13 protein-coding genes are annotated in these 16,549 nt (G+C 70.8%); 11 read left to right on the top strand and 2 right to left on the bottom strand.

Features of this window, described 5'->3' with window-relative positions; all coding sequences use genetic code 11:
• Positions 1–24 precede the first annotated feature (24 nt).
• Complete coding sequence (locus AC4BG9_RS07475; RefSeq protein WP_490570449.1) at positions 25–1,545, top strand: flotillin family protein; 1,521 nt, start codon at positions 25–27, stop codon at positions 1,543–1,545.
• Positions 1,546–1,566: 21 nt separating this feature from the next.
• Here AC4BG9_RS07475 and AC4BG9_RS07470 read toward each other — a convergent pair whose 3' ends face one another.
• On the bottom strand, positions 1,567–2,841 hold the full coding sequence (locus AC4BG9_RS07470; RefSeq protein ID WP_490570448.1) for a cytochrome P450: 1,275 nt from the start codon (positions 2,839–2,841) through the stop codon (positions 1,567–1,569).
• Here AC4BG9_RS07470 and AC4BG9_RS07465 point away from each other — a divergent pair.
• The 6 genes from AC4BG9_RS07465 to AC4BG9_RS07440 all read left to right on the top strand — a co-directional run bounded on the left by AC4BG9_RS07465 (position 2,792) and on the right by AC4BG9_RS07440 (position 9,777).
• Positions 2,792–3,847: a mycofactocin-coupled SDR family oxidoreductase gene (locus AC4BG9_RS07465; RefSeq protein WP_490570447.1), complete on the top strand. Its 1,056-nt coding sequence runs from the start codon at positions 2,792–2,794 to the stop codon at positions 3,845–3,847. The genes AC4BG9_RS07470 and AC4BG9_RS07465 overlap by 50 nt on opposite strands.
• A 217-nt stretch (positions 3,848–4,064) precedes the next feature.
• Complete coding sequence (locus tag AC4BG9_RS07460; protein ID WP_490570446.1) at positions 4,065–5,660, top strand: peptide ABC transporter substrate-binding protein; 1,596 nt, start codon at positions 4,065–4,067, stop codon at positions 5,658–5,660.
• Positions 5,661–5,758: 98 nt separating this feature from the next.
• Complete coding sequence (locus tag AC4BG9_RS07455; RefSeq protein ID WP_490570445.1) at positions 5,759–6,769, top strand: ABC transporter permease; 1,011 nt, start codon at positions 5,759–5,761, stop codon at positions 6,767–6,769.
• On the top strand, positions 6,762–7,706 hold the full coding sequence (locus AC4BG9_RS07450) for an ABC transporter permease (protein WP_490570444.1): 945 nt from the start codon (positions 6,762–6,764) through the stop codon (positions 7,704–7,706). Before AC4BG9_RS07455 ends, AC4BG9_RS07450 begins: the two co-directional genes overlap by 8 nt.
• A 126-nt stretch (positions 7,707–7,832) precedes the next feature.
• On the top strand, positions 7,833–8,768 hold the full coding sequence (locus AC4BG9_RS07445; protein ID WP_490570660.1) for an ABC transporter ATP-binding protein: 936 nt from the start codon (positions 7,833–7,835) through the stop codon (positions 8,766–8,768).
• The gene (locus AC4BG9_RS07440) at positions 8,761–9,777 is read left to right on the top strand and encodes an ABC transporter ATP-binding protein (protein ID WP_490570443.1); all 1,017 of its coding nucleotides are present in this window, start codon (positions 8,761–8,763) and stop codon (positions 9,775–9,777) included. Before AC4BG9_RS07445 ends, AC4BG9_RS07440 begins: the two co-directional genes overlap by 8 nt.
• 18 nt (positions 9,778–9,795) lie before the next feature.
• Here the strand turns inward: AC4BG9_RS07440 and AC4BG9_RS07435 are convergent, their stop codons facing one another.
• Complete coding sequence (locus AC4BG9_RS07435; protein ID WP_490570442.1) at positions 9,796–10,620, bottom strand: helix-turn-helix domain-containing protein; 825 nt, start codon at positions 10,618–10,620, stop codon at positions 9,796–9,798.
• Between the two features lie 38 nt (positions 10,621–10,658).
• Between AC4BG9_RS07435 and AC4BG9_RS07430 the strand changes: the two genes are divergently transcribed.
• From AC4BG9_RS07430 to AC4BG9_RS07415, 4 genes are all read left to right on the top strand, one after another.
• Positions 10,659–11,219 carry a TIGR03086 family metal-binding protein gene (locus tag AC4BG9_RS07430; protein WP_490570441.1) on the top strand — a complete coding sequence of 187 codons (561 nt, stop codon included), beginning with the start codon at positions 10,659–10,661 and terminating at the stop codon, positions 11,217–11,219.
• A gap of 30 nt (positions 11,220–11,249) precedes the next feature.
• Positions 11,250–13,166, top strand: coding sequence for a penicillin-binding transpeptidase domain-containing protein (locus AC4BG9_RS07425; protein ID WP_490570440.1), 1,917 nt, complete (start codon positions 11,250–11,252; stop codon positions 13,164–13,166).
• A gap of 64 nt (positions 13,167–13,230) precedes the next feature.
• The gene (locus AC4BG9_RS07420) at positions 13,231–13,998 is read left to right on the top strand and encodes an HAD family hydrolase (RefSeq protein ID WP_490570439.1); all 768 of its coding nucleotides are present in this window, start codon (positions 13,231–13,233) and stop codon (positions 13,996–13,998) included.
• The gene (locus AC4BG9_RS07415; protein WP_490570438.1) at positions 13,995–16,547 is read left to right on the top strand and encodes a glycoside hydrolase family 65 protein; all 2,553 of its coding nucleotides are present in this window, start codon (positions 13,995–13,997) and stop codon (positions 16,545–16,547) included. Before AC4BG9_RS07420 ends, AC4BG9_RS07415 begins: the two co-directional genes overlap by 4 nt.
• Positions 16,548–16,549: the final 2 nt, after the last annotated feature.

Below are 16,549 nucleotides of genomic sequence, written 5' to 3'. Positions count from 1 at the left end.
ACCCGCACTCCCGAGGAGCACACCATGGAACCGTCCACCCCCGTCGTCGCCATCGCGGGGCTCGTCCTCCTGGTGGTGCTCCTGGTGCTGCTGGTCACCAGCCGCTACAAGGTGGCCGGGCCCAACCAGGCGTTCATCGTCACCGGCCGCAAGGGCAAGGCGGTGCTCAACCCGGAGACGGGCGCGCTCAGCACCGACCTGTCGGGCCAGAAGGTGATCCTGGGCGGCGGCGTCTTCGTCATCCCCTTCGTGCAGCGGCTCGGCACCCTCGACCTCTCCTCGCGGCGCATCTCGGTGCAGATCCGCGGCGCGGTCTCCGGCCAGGGCATCAAGCTCAACGTCGAGGGCGTGGCGATCGTCAAGGTGGGCGGCAACGCCGACCAGATCCGGCTCGCGGCGCAACGGTTCCTCAGCCAGCAGCAGGAGGTGGAGGCGTTCACCCAGGAGGTGCTGGCGGGTGCGCTCCGCTCCATCGTCGGCGGTCTCACCGTCGAGCAGATCATCCGCGACCGGGCCGCCTTCGCCCAGCGGGTCGCCGATGAGTCGGAGAACTCGCTCACCGGCCAGGGGCTGATCCTCGACACCTTCCAGATCCAGGACGTCACCGACGACGGCACCTACCTCGCCGACCTCGGGCGTCCCGAGGCGGCGAGGATCCAGCAGGCGGCCTCGATCGCGGAGGCCAACGCCCGTCAGGCGGCCGAGCAGGCGCGGATCGCCGCCGAGCAGGAGATCGCGGTCTCCACCCGGACCCTGGCCCTCAAGCAGGCCGAGATCAAGGCCGAGACCGACGCCGCCGCGGCCACCGCGGCCGCCTCCGGCCCGCTGGCCCAGGCCGACCGCGACCAGGCCATCCTGCTCGAGCAGGAGAAGGTCGCCGTCCGGCAGGCGGCGCTGACCGAGCGCAACCTGGAGACCGAGGTGCGCAAGCCCGCCGACGCCGCCCGCTACAAGGTGGAGCAGGAGGCCGAGGCGCAGCGCAACGCCGAGATCGCCGCCGCCGAGGCGCGCAAGGCCGCCACCATCGCCGCCGCCCAGGCCGAGGCCGAGAAGGCCCGGCTCAACGGCGAGGCCGAGAAGTCCCGGCGTACGGCGCTGGCCGAGGCCGAGGCGATCGAGGGCGCCCGGCGCGGTGAGGCCGAGAAGGCCCGCCGGGTCGCCGAGGCCGACGCCACCCGGGCCGAGGGCGAGGCCACCGCGGCCGCCACCCTGGCCGTCGGGCAGGCCGAGGCCGAGGCGATGGACAAGCGGGCCGAGGCGTTCGCGCACTACAACGACGCGGCGGTGCTGCAGATGCTGATCGAGGTGCTCCCGGCGATCGCCCGCGAGGTCGCCGCCCCGATGTCCAACATCGACCAGCTGACCGTGATCTCCACCGACGGTGCCGGTGCCCTGCCCCGTCAGGTCAACGACAACGTGGTGCAGACCCTCAACATGCTCAAGACCTCCACCGGACTCGACCTGGAGTCGCTGATCAAGAGCTCGATCGGCAAGGCGGCGCAGGGCTCCGGCCTCGACGTGGAGCCGGTCGACGGCCGCGGCTGACCCCGCCGGCCCCGTCGCCCCTCACCGGGTGACGGGGTCGAACTCGATGAGCAGCTCGGGGATGCCGCGGGAGTAGAGGCCCACCTCCCGCGGCTCGAAGCCCTCGGCGAACCGCAGGTTCTCCATGTGGTCGAGCACCAGCTCGAGCGCGATGCGCATCTCGGTCTGGGCGAGCAGCGAGCCCACGCAGAAGTGACGGCCGAGGATGAACTGCACGTGGTTGGCCGCCCCGCTGAACGCCTTGGCCACGTCCAGGTCCTCGCGGAAGATGTCGAACCGGTCGGGGTCGGCGAACTGCCGGTCGTCCCGGTTGGCCGAGGCGAGCATCATGATGCAGGTCGAGCCCGCCGGGATGGTCGTGCCGTGCAGCTCCACGTCCTCCTCGGTCTGGCGCATGATCATGTGCACCGGACCCGAGTGGCGCAGCGTCTCGGCGATCGCGTTGTCGACCAGGGAGCGGTCCCGGCGCACCGCCTCGAGCTGGTCGGGGTTCTGGATCAGGTTGCGGACCATGCTGGCCACCGCCTTGTCGGTGGTCTCGCCGCCGGCCACCAGGAGCAGGCTCACGAACGCCTTGATCTCCTCGTCCGACATCTGCTGGCCCTCGACCTCGGCCCGGCAGAGGCGGGAGAGCAGGTCCTCGCCGTCGCCGCTGCGCCGCTCCTGGATGATCGGCAGCATGTAGTCGCGCAGCTCGTGGCGGGTCGCCTCCGCCGCCGCTGCGATCTCCGGGTCGCCGGCCAGGTTGTTGAGGCTCGCCATGATCGACTCGTACCAGCGGTGGAAGCGGGCGTGGTCGCTCTTGGGCAGGCCGAGCATGTCGACCATGACGTTGATCGGGAACCAGGTGGAGAAGTCGGCGACGAAGTCCGTCCGGCCGCTGCCCGCGACGCTGTCCATCAGCTCGCTGCCGGCGCGCTGCACCACCTCCTCCATCAGTCCCATCGCGTTCTCGGTGATCACCGGCATGAACCTCTCCAGGCCCTTGCCCCGGAAGAACGGGTTGAGCAGGGCCCGGTGCCGGGAGTGCTCGGTGCCCTCCATCTGCAAGATGGTGCGGCCGTGCAGCGGCTCGAGCTGCCACTCGTAGTTGCGGCTGGAGAACGACGGGCTCCGGAAGGCGCCGGCCACGTCCTCGAACCGGCTCAGCAGCCAGCTCTGGGTGGCTTCGTGGTGGAGCACCGGGTACTGGTCGCGGAGCACCCGCTGGAAGGGGTAGGGGTCGGCCAGGTACTCCGGCGACAAGATGTCGGGCGCGTCGGCGGTCGCGCCGCTCGCCTCGGTCGTGGACGTCATGGTGGCCTCCGAGAGTGGTGCGGGTAGTCAACTCTGCGAACCATACGCATCTATGACCTGCGTCACAATGCCCTCACGGCTCAGCGTCCGCACTCCGGCCTTGACGGGGACTGATGTCGCGAGGATCATATTAATCCCAATCATGCGCATAGAATGGAGTCTCCTCATGGCAGGACGCCTGGCAGGCAAGGTCGCATTCATCACGGGTGCCGCACGTGGTCAGGGCCGCAATCACGCGATCCGGATGGCCGAGCAGGGGGCCGACATCATCGCGGTCGACATCTGCGAGCAGATCGACACGGTGACGCCCTTCTACCCGCTCGCCACCGAGGACGAGCTGCAGGAGACGGTGAAGGCCGTCGAGGCCACGGGTCAGCGCATCGTGGCGCGCAAGGCCGACGTCCGCGACCTCGACGGTCTCCAGAAGGCGTTCGACGAGGGCGTGGACGAGCTCGGCCGCATCGACATCGTGCTGGCCAACGCCGGGATCGCGACCTACGGCAAGTCGTGGGAGCTGACCTCGGAGATGTGGCGCGACATGATCGACGTCAACCTCACCGGTGTCTTCCACACCGCGAAGGTCGCGGTGCCCCGCCTCATCGAGCAGGGCGAGGGCGGCTCCATGGTCTTCACCAGCTCGATCGGCGGACTCAAGGGGATCCAGCACGTGGCGCACTACGTGAGCGCCAAGCACGGCATCGTCGGCCTGATGCGCACGATGTCCAACGAGCTCGCGCCCTACAACATCCGGGTCAACACGGTGCACCCGACCAACGTCGCCACCATCATGATCCAGAACCCCGGGACCTACTCGATGTTCGTGCCCGACGACCCCGAGCCCACCGAGGAGAAGGCCATCCCCGGCATGGTGGGTCTCAACTCGCTGGACGTGCCCTGGATCGAGTCCGACGACGTCAGCAACGCCCTCATCTACCTCACCAGCGACGAGGGCCGCTACGTCACCGGCGTCACCCTGCCCGTCGACGCGGGCGCCTTCACCAAGTAGGACGCGGCCTCCCCGGCGCAGCGGGTCGACGACCGGTCAACGACTGTCAACCACCCGTCAACGAGTCGCTCCGGCATCGGTGCAGTCACAAGTCGATAACACCCTCTCGTCCTTTCGGCGGATCGGTGACATGGTGACCGCGCGGGACGAAATCGTCCTGACCGTGCGCCGGGGACGGCGTTCTAGATGGAGGACTTTTATGCGAAGGACAGCAAGGGTGAGGCTCGCGGCGACCGTCGCGGCACTCGGCATGCTCACCGCCGCCTGCGGCGGATCGGACTCCGACGACAGCTCGGACAGCAGCTCGGACGCCGGCTCGGCCGGCGGCGACCTGCGGATCTACAGCTCCGAGCCCGCGTTCCTGGTGCCCAGCGCCGCGGACGACGAGCCCTCGATCCTCGTGGTGCGCCAGATGTACCGCGGCCTGGTCAAGTACGACCAGGAGGGTGCTCCCCAGCTGGACGTCGCGGAGTCCATCGAGAGCGACGACAACAAGACCTGGACGGTCACGCTGAAGGACGGCTACACCTTCACCAACGGTGAGCCCGTCGACGCCGACTCGTTCCTGCGCTCGTGGAACTACGCCGCGAACATCAACAACACGCAGAACAACTCCTACTTCATGAGCCGCATCGCCGGCTTCGACGAGCTGCAGAAGAAGAACGCTCCCAAGGACGCGACCTTCTCCGGCCTCAAGAAGGTCGACGACCTCACCTTCACCATCGAGCTGACCGAGCCCTTCTCGGGCTTCGAGTCGGTCCTGGGCTACTCCGGGTTCTTCCCGATGGCCCAGGAGTGCGTCGACGACTGGGACGCCTGCAACAAGCAGCCCATCGGCAACGGTCCCTACAAGATCGACGGCGAGTGGGAGAACAACGTCCAGATCAAGCTGACCCGCAACGAGGACTACGCGGGTGAGGACAAGGGCAAGCCCGACACCCTCACCTACCGCATCTTCGACTCGGTCGACGCCGCCTACGCCGCCTTCGAGGGTGGCGAGCTCGACGTGATGTACACCGTGCCGCCGAACAAGATCGCCGAGCTCGAGCAGAACCTCGGCGACCGGCTGCTCAAGGAGCCCAGCTCCAGCTTCACCTACCTCGGCCTGCCGAACTACGACAAGCGGTTCCAGGACCCGAAGGTGCGCCAGGCGCTCTCCATGGCGATCGACCGCCAGGCGATCATCGACGCCATCTTCGACGGCTCGCTCTCCCCGGCGACCGGCTTCGTGGCTCCGAACTTCGACGGCGCCCGCGAGGGCATCTGCGAGTACTGCGAGTACGACGTGGACGCCGCCAAGGCGCTCTACGAGGAGTCCGAGGGCATCGACGGCCCGGTGGAGCTGTGGGCCAACGGTGGCGCCGGTCACGAGGAGTGGCTGCAGGCCATCGGTGACGGCTGGAAGAGCGCGTTCGGCATCGACTACAAGCTCAAGGTCGACGTGACCGACTTCGGTCAGTACCTCGCCATCGCCGACAACCAGGAGTTCACCGGCCCGTACCGCCTCGGCTGGGGCCCGGACTACCCGGTGATGGAGACCTACCTGGCTCCGCTCTACACGACCGGTGCTCCGAGCAACAACTCCGGCTACGCCAACGAGGAGTTCGACCAGCTCATCGCCGACGGTGACAGCGCCGACTCGCTGGAGGACGCCATCCCGTTCTACCAGCAGGCCGAGGACCTCCTCGTCGAGGACATGCCCGTCATCCCGATGTGGTGGGGCTTGACGACGGTCGTCTGGAGCGAGAACGTGGCTGAGATGGTTCACAACCCGATCACGGACGTGGACTACGGCCAGATCTCGATGAACTAGCAAGTCCGTACCATCACGCCGGCCCCGATGGCGGCGGCGGCTTCCCTCACGGGAGGTCGCCGCCGTCTCGTGGTCGGCCTCCTCAGGAGGACCCCCGCGTGGGACGCTACGTCGTACGGCGCCTGCTCCAGTTCATCCCTACTGTCCTGGGCGCCATCTTTCTTCTGCACTACCTGACCTCGCTGGGCATCCAGCTCACCGGCAACCCGGCCCGCGCCATCTTCGGCGACCGACGGCCGAGTGAGGCCCAGCTCGAGGCGATGTCGGAGTCCCTCGGACTCGGCGACGAGTGCCTGACCCGGGTCGGCGACCCGTGCTTCGGGCTCTACCTCGACCGCCTCAGCGGCATCTTCCTCCACTTCGACCTGGGCATGAACTTCACCCGGCGCCCGGTCACCGACATCATCGCCGACGGTCTCTCCTACACCGTGAAGATCGTGATCATCGCGATCCTCTTCCAGATCGTCGTCGGCATCACCGCCGGTGTGCTGGCCGGTCTGCGCTCCGGGAACTTCATCGACTACCTGGTGAAGATCAGCACCGTGCTGGTCATCTCCGTGCCGGTCTTCGTCCTGGGCTTCCTGGTCCGCGACGTGTTCCTGGTCAACGTCGGCAACTGGTTCCGCGAGAGCGGCGACTGGCCGGACTGGTTCGCCTACGGCGTGATGAGTCCGGTCTTCAAACCGGACTACCCGTGGGCCAGCCTGATCATCCCGGGCCTCGTGCTCGGCTCGATCTCGCTCGCCACCACGGCCCGCCTGACCCGGACCAGCATCCTGGAGAACGTCCGCGCCGACTACGTGCGCACCGCCCGGGCCAAGGGTCTGTCGGAGAGCCGCGTCATCGGCGTCCACACCCTGCGCAACTCCCTGATCCCGGTGATCACCTACATCGGCATCGACTTCGGCGGCCTGATGGGCGGCGCGGTGGTGACCGAGGGCATCTTCGGGGTGCCCGGGATCGGGCGCGAGATCTTCCGCGCCATCCAGCAGCAGCAGCCGTCGGTCGTCGTGGGCATCGTGACCGCGCTGGTGCTCGTCTTCCTGGTGGTCAACCTCCTGGTGGACATCCTGTACGCCGTTCTCGATCCGAGGATCCGTTATGACTGACCCGTCGTCCATGGCCACCGGTGCCACCGGCACCACGTCCCCCACCGCCGGCGACGGCGCCGAGGGAGTGGTCGAGGCCGCCAGCACCGGCAAGCCCACCAGCTTGTGGGGCGACGCCCGCAAGCGCCTGGTCCGAAGCCCGATCTTCATGCTCTCGGTGGTCTACCTGCTCGTGGTGACCTCGATGGCGGTCTTCCCCAAGCTCTGGACCAGCCAGGACCCGTTCAACTGCTCGATCAGCCTCTCCCGGCAGCCTCCGACCTCGGGCCACCCGTTCGGCTACAACCTGCTGGGCTGCGACTACTACGCCCACGCGATCTACGGGGCGCGTCCGTCGCTGGCCATCGCGGTGCTCGCGACCGCGGCGGTGGTCCTGCTCGGCGGCGTGATCGGCCTGCTCTCGGGCTTCTTCGGCGGTTGGCTGGACGCGATCATGTCGCGGGTCACCGACATCTTCTTGTCGCTGCCGTTCCTGCTCGGGGCCCTGGTGATCCTGGCCATGGTGAGCTCGCGCAACATCTGGACCGTGGCGCTGGCCCTCATCGTGCTGGGGTGGACCACGATCGCCCGGATCATGCGGGGCAGCGTGATCGAGGCGAGGAACCTCGACTACGTGCAGGCGGCGCGGGCCCTGGGGGCGACGAACTCCCGGATCATGTTCCGGCACATCCTGCCCAACACCATCGCCCCGGTGCTGGTCTACGCCACGATCATGCTCGGCAGCTTCGTCGCCGCCGAGGCCACGCTCACCTTCCTCGGCGTGGGGCTCCAGCCTCCCGCCGCCTCGTGGGGAGTGATGATCAACATGCACCAGGTCTACTTCGACACCGACCCCTGGCTCCTGCTCTTCCCGGTGGGTCTCCTGGTGGGCACCGTCCTTTCGTTCATCCTCGCGGGCGACGCTCTGCGTGACGCCCTCGACCCGAAGCTCCAGTGAGGGCCGATGTCTGAACCCACAACCGAGGTGCTGAGCCAGGAAGGCTCGGTGGCTCCCACCCCGAGGTCCGGCCGCGAGGCCCCTCCGCTCGAGGTCAAGGACCTGCACGTCGAGTTCCGCACCCGGATGGGCGTCGCGCACGTGGTCAACGGCGTCAGCTTCCGGGTGGACGCCGGGGAGACCCTGGCCATCCTGGGCGAGTCCGGCTCCGGCAAGAGCGTCACCGCCCAGGCGGTGATGGGGATCCTCGAGACCCCGCCGGCCGCGATCACCGGCGGGCAGGTGCTCTACCGGGGCACCGACCTGCTCACCCTGCCGGAGTCGGAGCGCCGCGAGTACCGGGCCCAGAAGATCTCGATGATCTTCCAGGACGCCCTCTCCGCGCTCAACCCGGTCTTCACCGTCGGCTACCAGCTCGCCGAGCTCTTCCGCAAGCACCGGGGCATGTCCCGCAAGGACGCCAAGGCCCGGGCCGTGGAGATGCTCGACCTGGTCAGGATCCCGGCGGCCAAGCAGCGCGTCTCGGACTTCCCCCACCAGTTCTCCGGCGGCATGCGGCAGCGCGTGATGATCGCGATGGCGCTGGCGCTCGACCCGGAGGTGCTGATCGCCGACGAGCCGACCACCGCGCTCGACGTCACCGTCCAGGCACAGATCATGAAGCTGCTCGCGGAGATCCGCGAGGAGCGCAACATGGCGCTGGTCCTGATCACCCACGACATGGGCGTGGTGGCCGACGTGGCCGACCAGATCGCGGTCATGTACGCCGGCCGGATCATCGAGCACGCGCCCGTCTACGACATCTACGCGCGTCCCTCGCACCCGTACACCAAGGGGCTGCTGGAGTCGATCCCCCGACTGGACCGCAAGGGACAGGACCTCGCGGTGATCGGCGGGCTCCCGCCCGTGCTCACCGACATCCCGCCGGGCTGCCCGTTCAACCCCCGCTGCCGCTACGCCCGGGACGTGTGCCGTCAGGACCCGCCGCCGCCGGACTACGTCGTCGCGGCCCAGCACACCAGCGCCTGCCACTTCTGGAAGGAGGTCCGTGAAGGTGAGTGAGATCGTCCTCGAGACCCACGACCTCGTCAAGCACTTCCCGCTGACCCAGGGGATCGTCCTGCGCCGCCAGGTCGGCGCCGTCAAGGCCGTCGACGGCGTCAACATCGAGTTGCGCCGCGGCGAGACCCTCGGCATCGTCGGTGAGTCCGGCTGCGGCAAGTCGACCCTGGCCAAGCTGCTGACCGGCCTGGAGACCCCGACGTCGGGCTCGATCTCCGTGCACGGCACCGACCTGTCCACGCTCTCGCCACATCAGGTCCGCAAGGCCCGGCGTGACATCCAGCTGGTGATGCAGGACCCCTACACCTCGCTGAACCCGCGGATGACGGTCGGCGACATCATCGGCGAGCCCTTCGACATCCACTCCGACGTGGTGCCCAAGGGGAGCCGGCGCGGCAAGGTCCAGGAGCTGATCGACCTGGTCGGGCTCAACCCCGACCACATCAACCGCTACCCGCACCAGTTCTCCGGCGGCCAGCGGCAGCGCATCGGGATCGCCCGCGCGCTGGCGCTGCGCCCCTCGATCATCGTCTGCGACGAGCCGGTGAGCGCGCTCGACGTCTCCGTCCAGGCCCAGGTGATGAACCTGCTGGAGCGGCTCCAGGGCGAGCTGGACCTCTCCTACATCTTCATCGCCCACGACCTCTCGGTGGTGCGCCACATCGCCGACCGGGTCGGGGTGATGTACCTGGGCCAGGTGATGGAGATCGGCAGCGACACCGACATCTACGAGCACCCGACGCACCCCTACACCCAGGCGCTGCTCTCCGCGGTGCCGGTGCCGGACCCGACGCTGCGCGGGCTCCGCGACGAGATCGTGCTGGAGGGCGACGTGCCCTCGCCGGCCGACCCGCCGTCGGGCTGCCCGTTCCGCACCCGGTGCTGGAAGGCGCAGGACATCTGCGCCGAGGAGCGTCCGCCCCTGATCGACCGCCCGGCGCACCCGCACCCGAGCGCCTGTCACTTCGCCGAGCAGCGCGACGTGGTCAACGCGACCGCGGACGACTGACCCGCACGCCCGGCGGCCTCACTCAGAGGTCTGCCGGGCGGCGAACGCGCCGGGGGTCATGCCGGTGACGTGCGCGAAGTCCCGGATGAAGTGCGACTGGTCGGCGTAGCCGAGGGTCGCGGCCACCTCAGCCTGCCCGGCGTCGCCGCGGCGCAGCAGCTCGGAGGCCTCCTGGAGCCGGCGACGCTGGATCAGCCACTTGGGCGAGAGGCCGACCCGGCGCCGCACCAGCCGCTGCAGCGTCCGCTCGGTGAGGCCGAACGCCTCGCACACCTGGGCCACCCGGAGCACGTCGCGGTGCTCCTCGACGAAGGCGACCACCCGGTTGACCAGCTCGCCCTCGGCGTCGATCGGCTGCAGCGGCTCCAGCAGGTCGGCGTACGCCGCGGCCGCAGCCGCGTGCGCGTCCGGATCGTGCGGGGCGGCCTGCATCGCCGCCCGAACCCGGGAGACGGTCGCGGCCGCGCCCGGGACCGCCTCGGCGAGCTCGGTGTGGCGGTCGGCGTGCTCGGTGGCGGGTGCTCCGGTGAGCAGCAGCCCGGCCGCGGGCGTGAGCATCACGCCGGCCGCCCACCCGTCGCCGCGCAGCGTGGTGCGGCTCAGGCCGGGGGTCACGCCGTAGAACCGGGCGTACTCGGCGGTGACCACCATCAGGCTGACCGGGTACTGCAGCACCCGCTGCTCCGCCTCCTCGCCCGGGGGCACCGACCAGACCGGGAACCAGAAGCGCCGCACCAGCCCCTCGAGACCGGTGGGCGGTCCGAGCTGGTGGATGGCGTGCGAGGAGTCCGCGGGGTCACGGAGGTGGGCCCGCTCGATCTCGTCGAGCCTGTCGGGTTTCATCAAGCGCCATCCTGCCGTGCCTGGCTAGCGTGGCTGCCATGAACGAGACCTCGACGAGCACCGCCGCCGCCTACCACTCCGCCCTCGCCCCGCTCACCGCGGTGGTCCGCGGCATCGCCCCCGACGCCTGGGAGGCGCCCTCCCCCTGCGAGGGGTGGACGGCCCGCGACGTGCTGACCCACGTCATCGGCACCCAGCGCGACTTCTTCGACCGGCTCGGGCTCGGCCTCGGGCCCGCCCCCGACCCGGCGGACCCGGCCGCCGCCTGGCAGGCGCACGTCGACCAGGTGGCGCCCCTGGTCGCCGACGACGCGGCGATGGCCGGCGAGTTCGCCGGGCACGACGGGCCCAGCACCGTCGGTGCCACCTTCGCCCGGTTCTACGTCTTCGACATGCTGGTCCACCGCTGGGACCTCGCGGTCGCCACCGGCGCGGAGGGCTGGCTCACCGACGACGAGCTGGACCGGATCGAGGCGTCGGCGGACAGCTTCGGGGAGGCGCTGCACAGCGAGGGGGTCTGCGCCCCGGCCGTGGCGGCGCCGGAGGGGGCGGACCGGCAGACCCGGGTGCTGGCGCGGCTCGGCCGCGTCGCCGTCTGAAGGCGGGCGCGGTCCGGCAGGATTCGGACCATGCCCCGCACGCGCCTCGTCGTCCTGTCCCTCCTCTGCTGCCTGCTGGCCTCGGGGTGCGGTCTCTTCGGCGGTGACGAGGAGGAGACCGGCCCCCGGGCGGCCGCGGAGCAGCTCGCGGCGGCGGCCGGGGAGCTCACCCTCGACGGGCTGGCACTGACCGAGGAGCTCGAGGGCGATCCGTTGGCCGACCTGGCCGAGCCGTTGGCCGAGCACCCGGTGAGCGTCGAGCTCCTCGAGGTGGAGGAGACGGCCGTCCCCGAGGACGGCTCCGACGACGACTCCGCCCCGGCGAGGGCCGTCGTCCGCCTGGGCTGGTCGTGGGAGGTGGACGGCGACTTCTGGGACTACGAGTCCAGCGCCGAGCTGGTCAGGACCGGCGAGGAGTGGCAGGTGGCGTGGGCGCCCACCCTGCTCCACCCCGAGCTCGCCGAGGGGCACCAGCTGGTGCTGAGCGAGCCGGCCCCGTCGCGCGGCCGGGTGCTCGGCGCCGGCGGTCAGCCCCTCGTCGTCGACCGCCCGGTGCTGCGCTACGGGATCAACAAGGCGAAGGTCTCGCCCCGCGGGGCGCGGGAAGGCGCCCGCCGGTTGGCCGAGCTCTTCGACCTCGACGTCGCCGCCTACCTGAAGAAGGTGAAGGCCTACGGTCCGGAGGCGTTCGTCGAGGCGATCGTGCTGCGCGCCGAGGACGCCGTCGACCAGGTCCCGCCCGGCTACGTCGAGATCCCGGGGGTCGGCGTCCTCCAGGGCGAGCTGCCGCTGGCGCCCACCCGTGACTTCGCCGCCGAGCTGCTGGGGCGGGTCGGCCCCGCCACCGCGGAGATCATCGAGGGGTCCGACGGCAGGGTCCGCGAGGGCGACGACGTCGGTCTCTCCGGGCTCCAGCTGCGGTACGACGCGCAGCTCTTCGGCTCGCGCGGCCTCACCGTCGCTGCGGTGCCGGCCGACGGCGGCGGAGGGGAGGCGGTGACGCTGCACCAGCGCGAGCCGCAGCCCGGCGCCGACCTGGAGACCACGCTGGACCCCGTGCTCCAGGAGCGCGCCGAGGCCCTCCTCGAGCCGATCGTGGGGCACGCCTCGGCCGCCGTGGCGATCCAGCCCTCCACCGGTCATGTGCTGGCCGCCGCCACCGGGCCCGGCAGCGACCTCAACGCCGCGACCTACGGGCAGTACGCACCCGGTTCCACCTTCAAGGTGGTCACCGCCCTGGCCCTGCTGCGGGCCGGCACGGCGACCGACGACGTGCTCGCCTGCCCGGCGACCACGGTGGTGGACGGGCGGAGGTTCAAGAACTACGACGACTACCCGGCCGACCGCCTGGGGCGCACGACGCTGCGCACCGCCTTCGCCCACAGCTGCAACACCGCGATGATCGACGCCCGGGCCCGGCTGGCTCCCGGCGGGCTCGCCGCCGCGGCCGCCTCGCTGGGCCTCGGGGTCGACCACGACCTGGGCTTCCCCGCCTACTTCGGCCAGGTGCCGGAGCCCGAGGGGGAGACCGAGCGGGCGGCCGCCATGATCGGGCAGGGCAGGGTGCTGGCCAGCCCGATGACGATGGCCGCGGTCGCCGCCTCCGTGTCGGCCGGCCGCACGGTGCTGCCGGTGCTCCTGCCGGGTCAGCCGGCGGCCGAGCCGACGGGGGAGCCGCTGACCGAGAGCGAGGCCCAGCAGCTCCGCGGGCTGATGCGCGCGGTGGTCACCGAGGGCTCGGGACGCGGCCTGGCCGACCTGCCGGGCGCCGTCGGCGCCAAGACCGGCACGGCGGAGTTCGGCTCGCCCGGTGCGGACGGGGAGCTCGCCACCCACGCCTGGATGATCGGCTACCGCGACGACCTCGCCGTCGCCGTCTTCGTGGAGCGCGGCGAGTCGGGCTCCGGCACCGCGGGCCCCGTCCTCGAGGCGATGCTGAGGCGGTAGACGTCACACCGGACGAGGCGCCACCGGCTGTGGTCCCCGCCACCGCGGCCCCTAGTGTGGAAGCGTGAGCAGAGCACTGGAGACCGTGGCCTGGGGCGACTACGACGCCGTCCTGTTCGACCTCGACGGGGTGGTCACCCCGACCGCCGAGGTCCACATGAGGGCGTGGGCCGAGATGTTCAACGACTTCCTCGCCGCGCCGGGCGCACCCGGCGGCGGCGACCGCGCGCCCTACACCGACGCCGACTACTTCGCCCACGTGGACGGCAAGCCCCGCTACGACGGGGTGCGCGACTTCCTGGCCTCCCGCGGCATCGAGCTGCCCGAGGGCACCGACGAGGACCCCGCCGACGCGGCCACCGTCCGCGGTCTGGGGAACCGCAAGAACGAGGCGTTCAACGACGTCCTGGAGCGCGACGGGGTGGTGGCCTACCCGGGGTCGGTCGACCTCCTCGACCACCTGCGCGACCTCGGCGTCCCGCTGGCGGTGGTCTCCTCCTCCCGCAACGCCCCCGCGGTGGTCGCCGCAGCCGGCCTGGCCGACCGCTTCCGCACCGTGGTCTCGGGCGCGGTCGCCACCGAGCGCGGGCTGCCGGGCAAGCCGGCACCTGACACCTTCCTCTACGCCGCCGAGCTGCTCGACGCCGCCCCGGAGCGGGCCGTGGTGCTCGAGGATGCCGTCTCGGGCGTGCGGGCCGGGGCCGCCGGAGGCTTCGGCCTGGTGATCGGGGTCGACCGGGGAGCCGGCCACGACGCCCTGGCCGAGGCCGGCGCCGACCTGGTCGTCGGCGACCTCGACGAGCTGGTCCCCGCGACGGAGGGCGCGCGATGAGCCGCGGCCGTCGCGCCCGCGCGCTGCGCCCCCTGGACCGCCACCGCTTCCCCGCCGATCCGTGGCGGCTGGTCGAGACCGACTTCACCGGCGAGCACCTGGGCACCACCGAGACCCTCTTCGCCGTCGCCAACGGCTACCTCGGCATGCGGGGCAACCCGGAGGAGGGGCGTGAGGCCGGCGAGCACGGCACCTACCTCAACGGCTTCCACGAGACGTGGCCGATCCGCCACGCCGAGGCCGCCTTCGGCTTCGCCCGCACCGGCCAGACCATCGTCAACGTCCCGGACGCCAAGCTGGTCAAGCTCTACGTCGACGACGAGCCGCTGATGCTTGGCACCTCCGAGCTGGAGAGCTACGAGCGCGAGCTCGACTTCGCGGCCGGGCTGCTGCGCCGTTCGCTGGTCTGGCGCACCCCGTCGGGCAAGCGGGTCAAGGTCGACTCGACCCGGATGGTCTCGATGACCGAGCGGCACCTGGCGATCATCACCTTCGAGGTCACCATGCTGACCGGTGACGCGGCCCTGGTGATCTCCTCCCAGCTGCTCAACCGGCAGGACGGCCGGGACGAGTACTACCAGGTCCGGTCGACCGACGAGTCGATGGACCCCCGCAAGGCCGGGGCCTTCGAGGGGCGCGTGCTCCAGCCCTGCCACCACTCCGCCCGGGACGGCCGGCTGACCCTGGGCTACCGGTGCACCCACTCGGGAATGACCATGGCGGTCTCCGCCGAGCACCGCTTCACCTCCACCGACCACTGCGAGCTGCGCAGCCGCAGCGAGGACGACCTCGCCAAGCAGGTCTACCGGATCGAGGCGACCGAGGGCACCACCACCCGGCTGGAGAAGATCGTCACCTACCACTCCTCGCGGGGAGTGCCGGTCCGTGAGCTCCTGGACCGGTGCGAGCGGACCCTGGACCGCGCCGCGCGGCACGACGTCGCCCACTACCAGGCGCTGCAGCGCGAGTGGTACGACGACTTCTGGGCCGCCTCCGACGTGCAGGTCGGAGCCACCCCGGAGATCCAGCAGGCCATCCGCTTCAACCTCTTCATGCTCGCCCAGGCCAGCGGCCGCGCCGACGGCCAGGGGATCGCCGCCAAGGGGGTGACCGGGTCGGGCTACGAGGGGCACTACTTCTGGGACACCGAGATCTACGTGCTCCCGTTCCTCGTCTACACCCAGCCCCGGCTGGCCCGCAACGCGCTGCACTTCCGTCGCCGGATGCTGCCCGCCGCCCGGGCCCGGGCCGCGGAGATGGCCCAGAGCGGGGCGCTCTTCCCGTGGCGCACCATCAACGGTGAGGAGGCCTCGGCCTACTACGCCGCGGGCAGCGCGCAGATGCACATCAACGGCGACGTCGTGCACGCGGTGATGAAGTACGTCGCGGCCACCAACGACATCGACTTCCTGCGCCAGGACGGCGTCGACCTGCTGGTGGAGACCGCCCGGATGTGGCGAGACCTGGGGTTCTGGCGCGGCAACGGCGGCGAGCCGACGTTCCACATCCACGGGGTGACCGGGCCGGACGAGTACACCACCGTGGTCAACAACAACCTCTTCACCAACGTGATGGCGCGGGCCAACCTCGAGGCCGCCGTCCGGGTGCTGGAGCGGCTCCGCGAGGTCGACCCCCGCACCTACGCCCGGGTGGCCGCCCGGCTCGGGCTCACCCCCGACGAGCCGGCCGAGTGGGCCCGGTGCGCGGAGCGGATGACGGTGCCGTTCGACGCGGGCCTGGGCATCCACCCCCAGGACGACTACTTCCTGGACCGCGAGGTGTGGGACCTCTCCCGGACGCCGGAGGAGCTTCGCCCGCTGATGCTCCACTACCACCCCCTGGTGATCTACCGCTTCCAGGTGCTCAAGCAGGCCGACGTGGTGCTGGCCCTCTTCCTCCAGGGCGACCGCTTCACCCCCGAGGAGAAGAAGGCCGACTTCGAGTACTACGACCCGATCACCACGGGCGACTCCACCCTCTCGGCCGTGGTCCAGTCGATCATCGCGGCGGAGGTCGGCTACCACGAGGCCGCCATGGACTACTTCCTCCAGGCCCTGCACACCGACCTCGGCGACCTGCACGCCAACACCGTGGACGGCATGCACATCGCCTCGGCGGGCGGCGTCTGGTCGACGCTCGTCCAGGGCTTCGGCGGGATGCGCGACTACCAGCGCCGGCTCACCTTCGACCCGCGGCTGCCCGCCAGCTGGAGCCGGCTGCTCTTCCACCTGACCTGGATGGGGAACCGGCTGCGGGTGGAGCTGACCCAGCACCGGATCTGCTTCGAGCTGGTCGAGGGCGACGGCCCGGTCGAGCTCGAGGTGCGCGGGGAGAAGCACACGGTGGCGGCGGGACCGCCGGTGGAGGTCGCCCTGGACCACCAGGGTCCGCGGATCGATGGCCTGCTGGGCGACAAGCCGCAGACGGGCGGCGTCCGGGCCGACGGCACCAAGATCACCGCCGGGGTGCCGGACCCGAGCGTGTACGACCTGTCCGACCCCTCCGCCACCACGGTGGCCGGCAGCGACCCGGACGCCGACCAGCCCTAGCG

Source organism: Nocardioides sp. Z40_12 (genome assembly GCF_058215795.1).
Note: the sequence above shows the minus strand (reverse complement) of the source record. Positions and strands in the feature narration are given on the sequence as shown.

Bases quoted from the DNA above. Each gene is read 5' to 3' on its own strand.
- AC4BG9_RS07475 (WP_490570449.1), top strand. From the start codon at position 25: ATGGAACCGTCCACCCCCGTCGTCGCCATCGCGGGGCTCGTCCTCCTG.
- AC4BG9_RS07465 (WP_490570447.1), top strand. From the start codon at position 2,792: ATGTCGGGCGCGTCGGCGGTCGCGCCGCTCGCCTCGGTCGTGGACGTC.
- AC4BG9_RS07470 (WP_490570448.1), bottom strand. From the start codon at position 2,841: ATGACGTCCACGACCGAGGCGAGCGGCGCGACCGCCGACGCGCCCGAC.
- AC4BG9_RS07450 (WP_490570444.1), top strand. From the start codon at position 6,762: ATGACTGACCCGTCGTCCATGGCCACCGGTGCCACCGGCACCACGTCC.
- AC4BG9_RS07445 (WP_490570660.1), top strand. From the start codon at position 7,833: ATGGGCGTCGCGCACGTGGTCAACGGCGTCAGCTTCCGGGTGGACGCC.
- AC4BG9_RS07435 (WP_490570442.1), bottom strand. From the start codon at position 10,620: ATGAAACCCGACAGGCTCGACGAGATCGAGCGGGCCCACCTCCGTGAC.
- AC4BG9_RS07430 (WP_490570441.1), top strand. From the start codon at position 10,659: ATGAACGAGACCTCGACGAGCACCGCCGCCGCCTACCACTCCGCCCTC.
- AC4BG9_RS07425 (WP_490570440.1), top strand. From the start codon at position 11,250: ATGCCCCGCACGCGCCTCGTCGTCCTGTCCCTCCTCTGCTGCCTGCTG.
- AC4BG9_RS07415 (WP_490570438.1), top strand. From the start codon at position 13,995: ATGAGCCGCGGCCGTCGCGCCCGCGCGCTGCGCCCCCTGGACCGCCAC.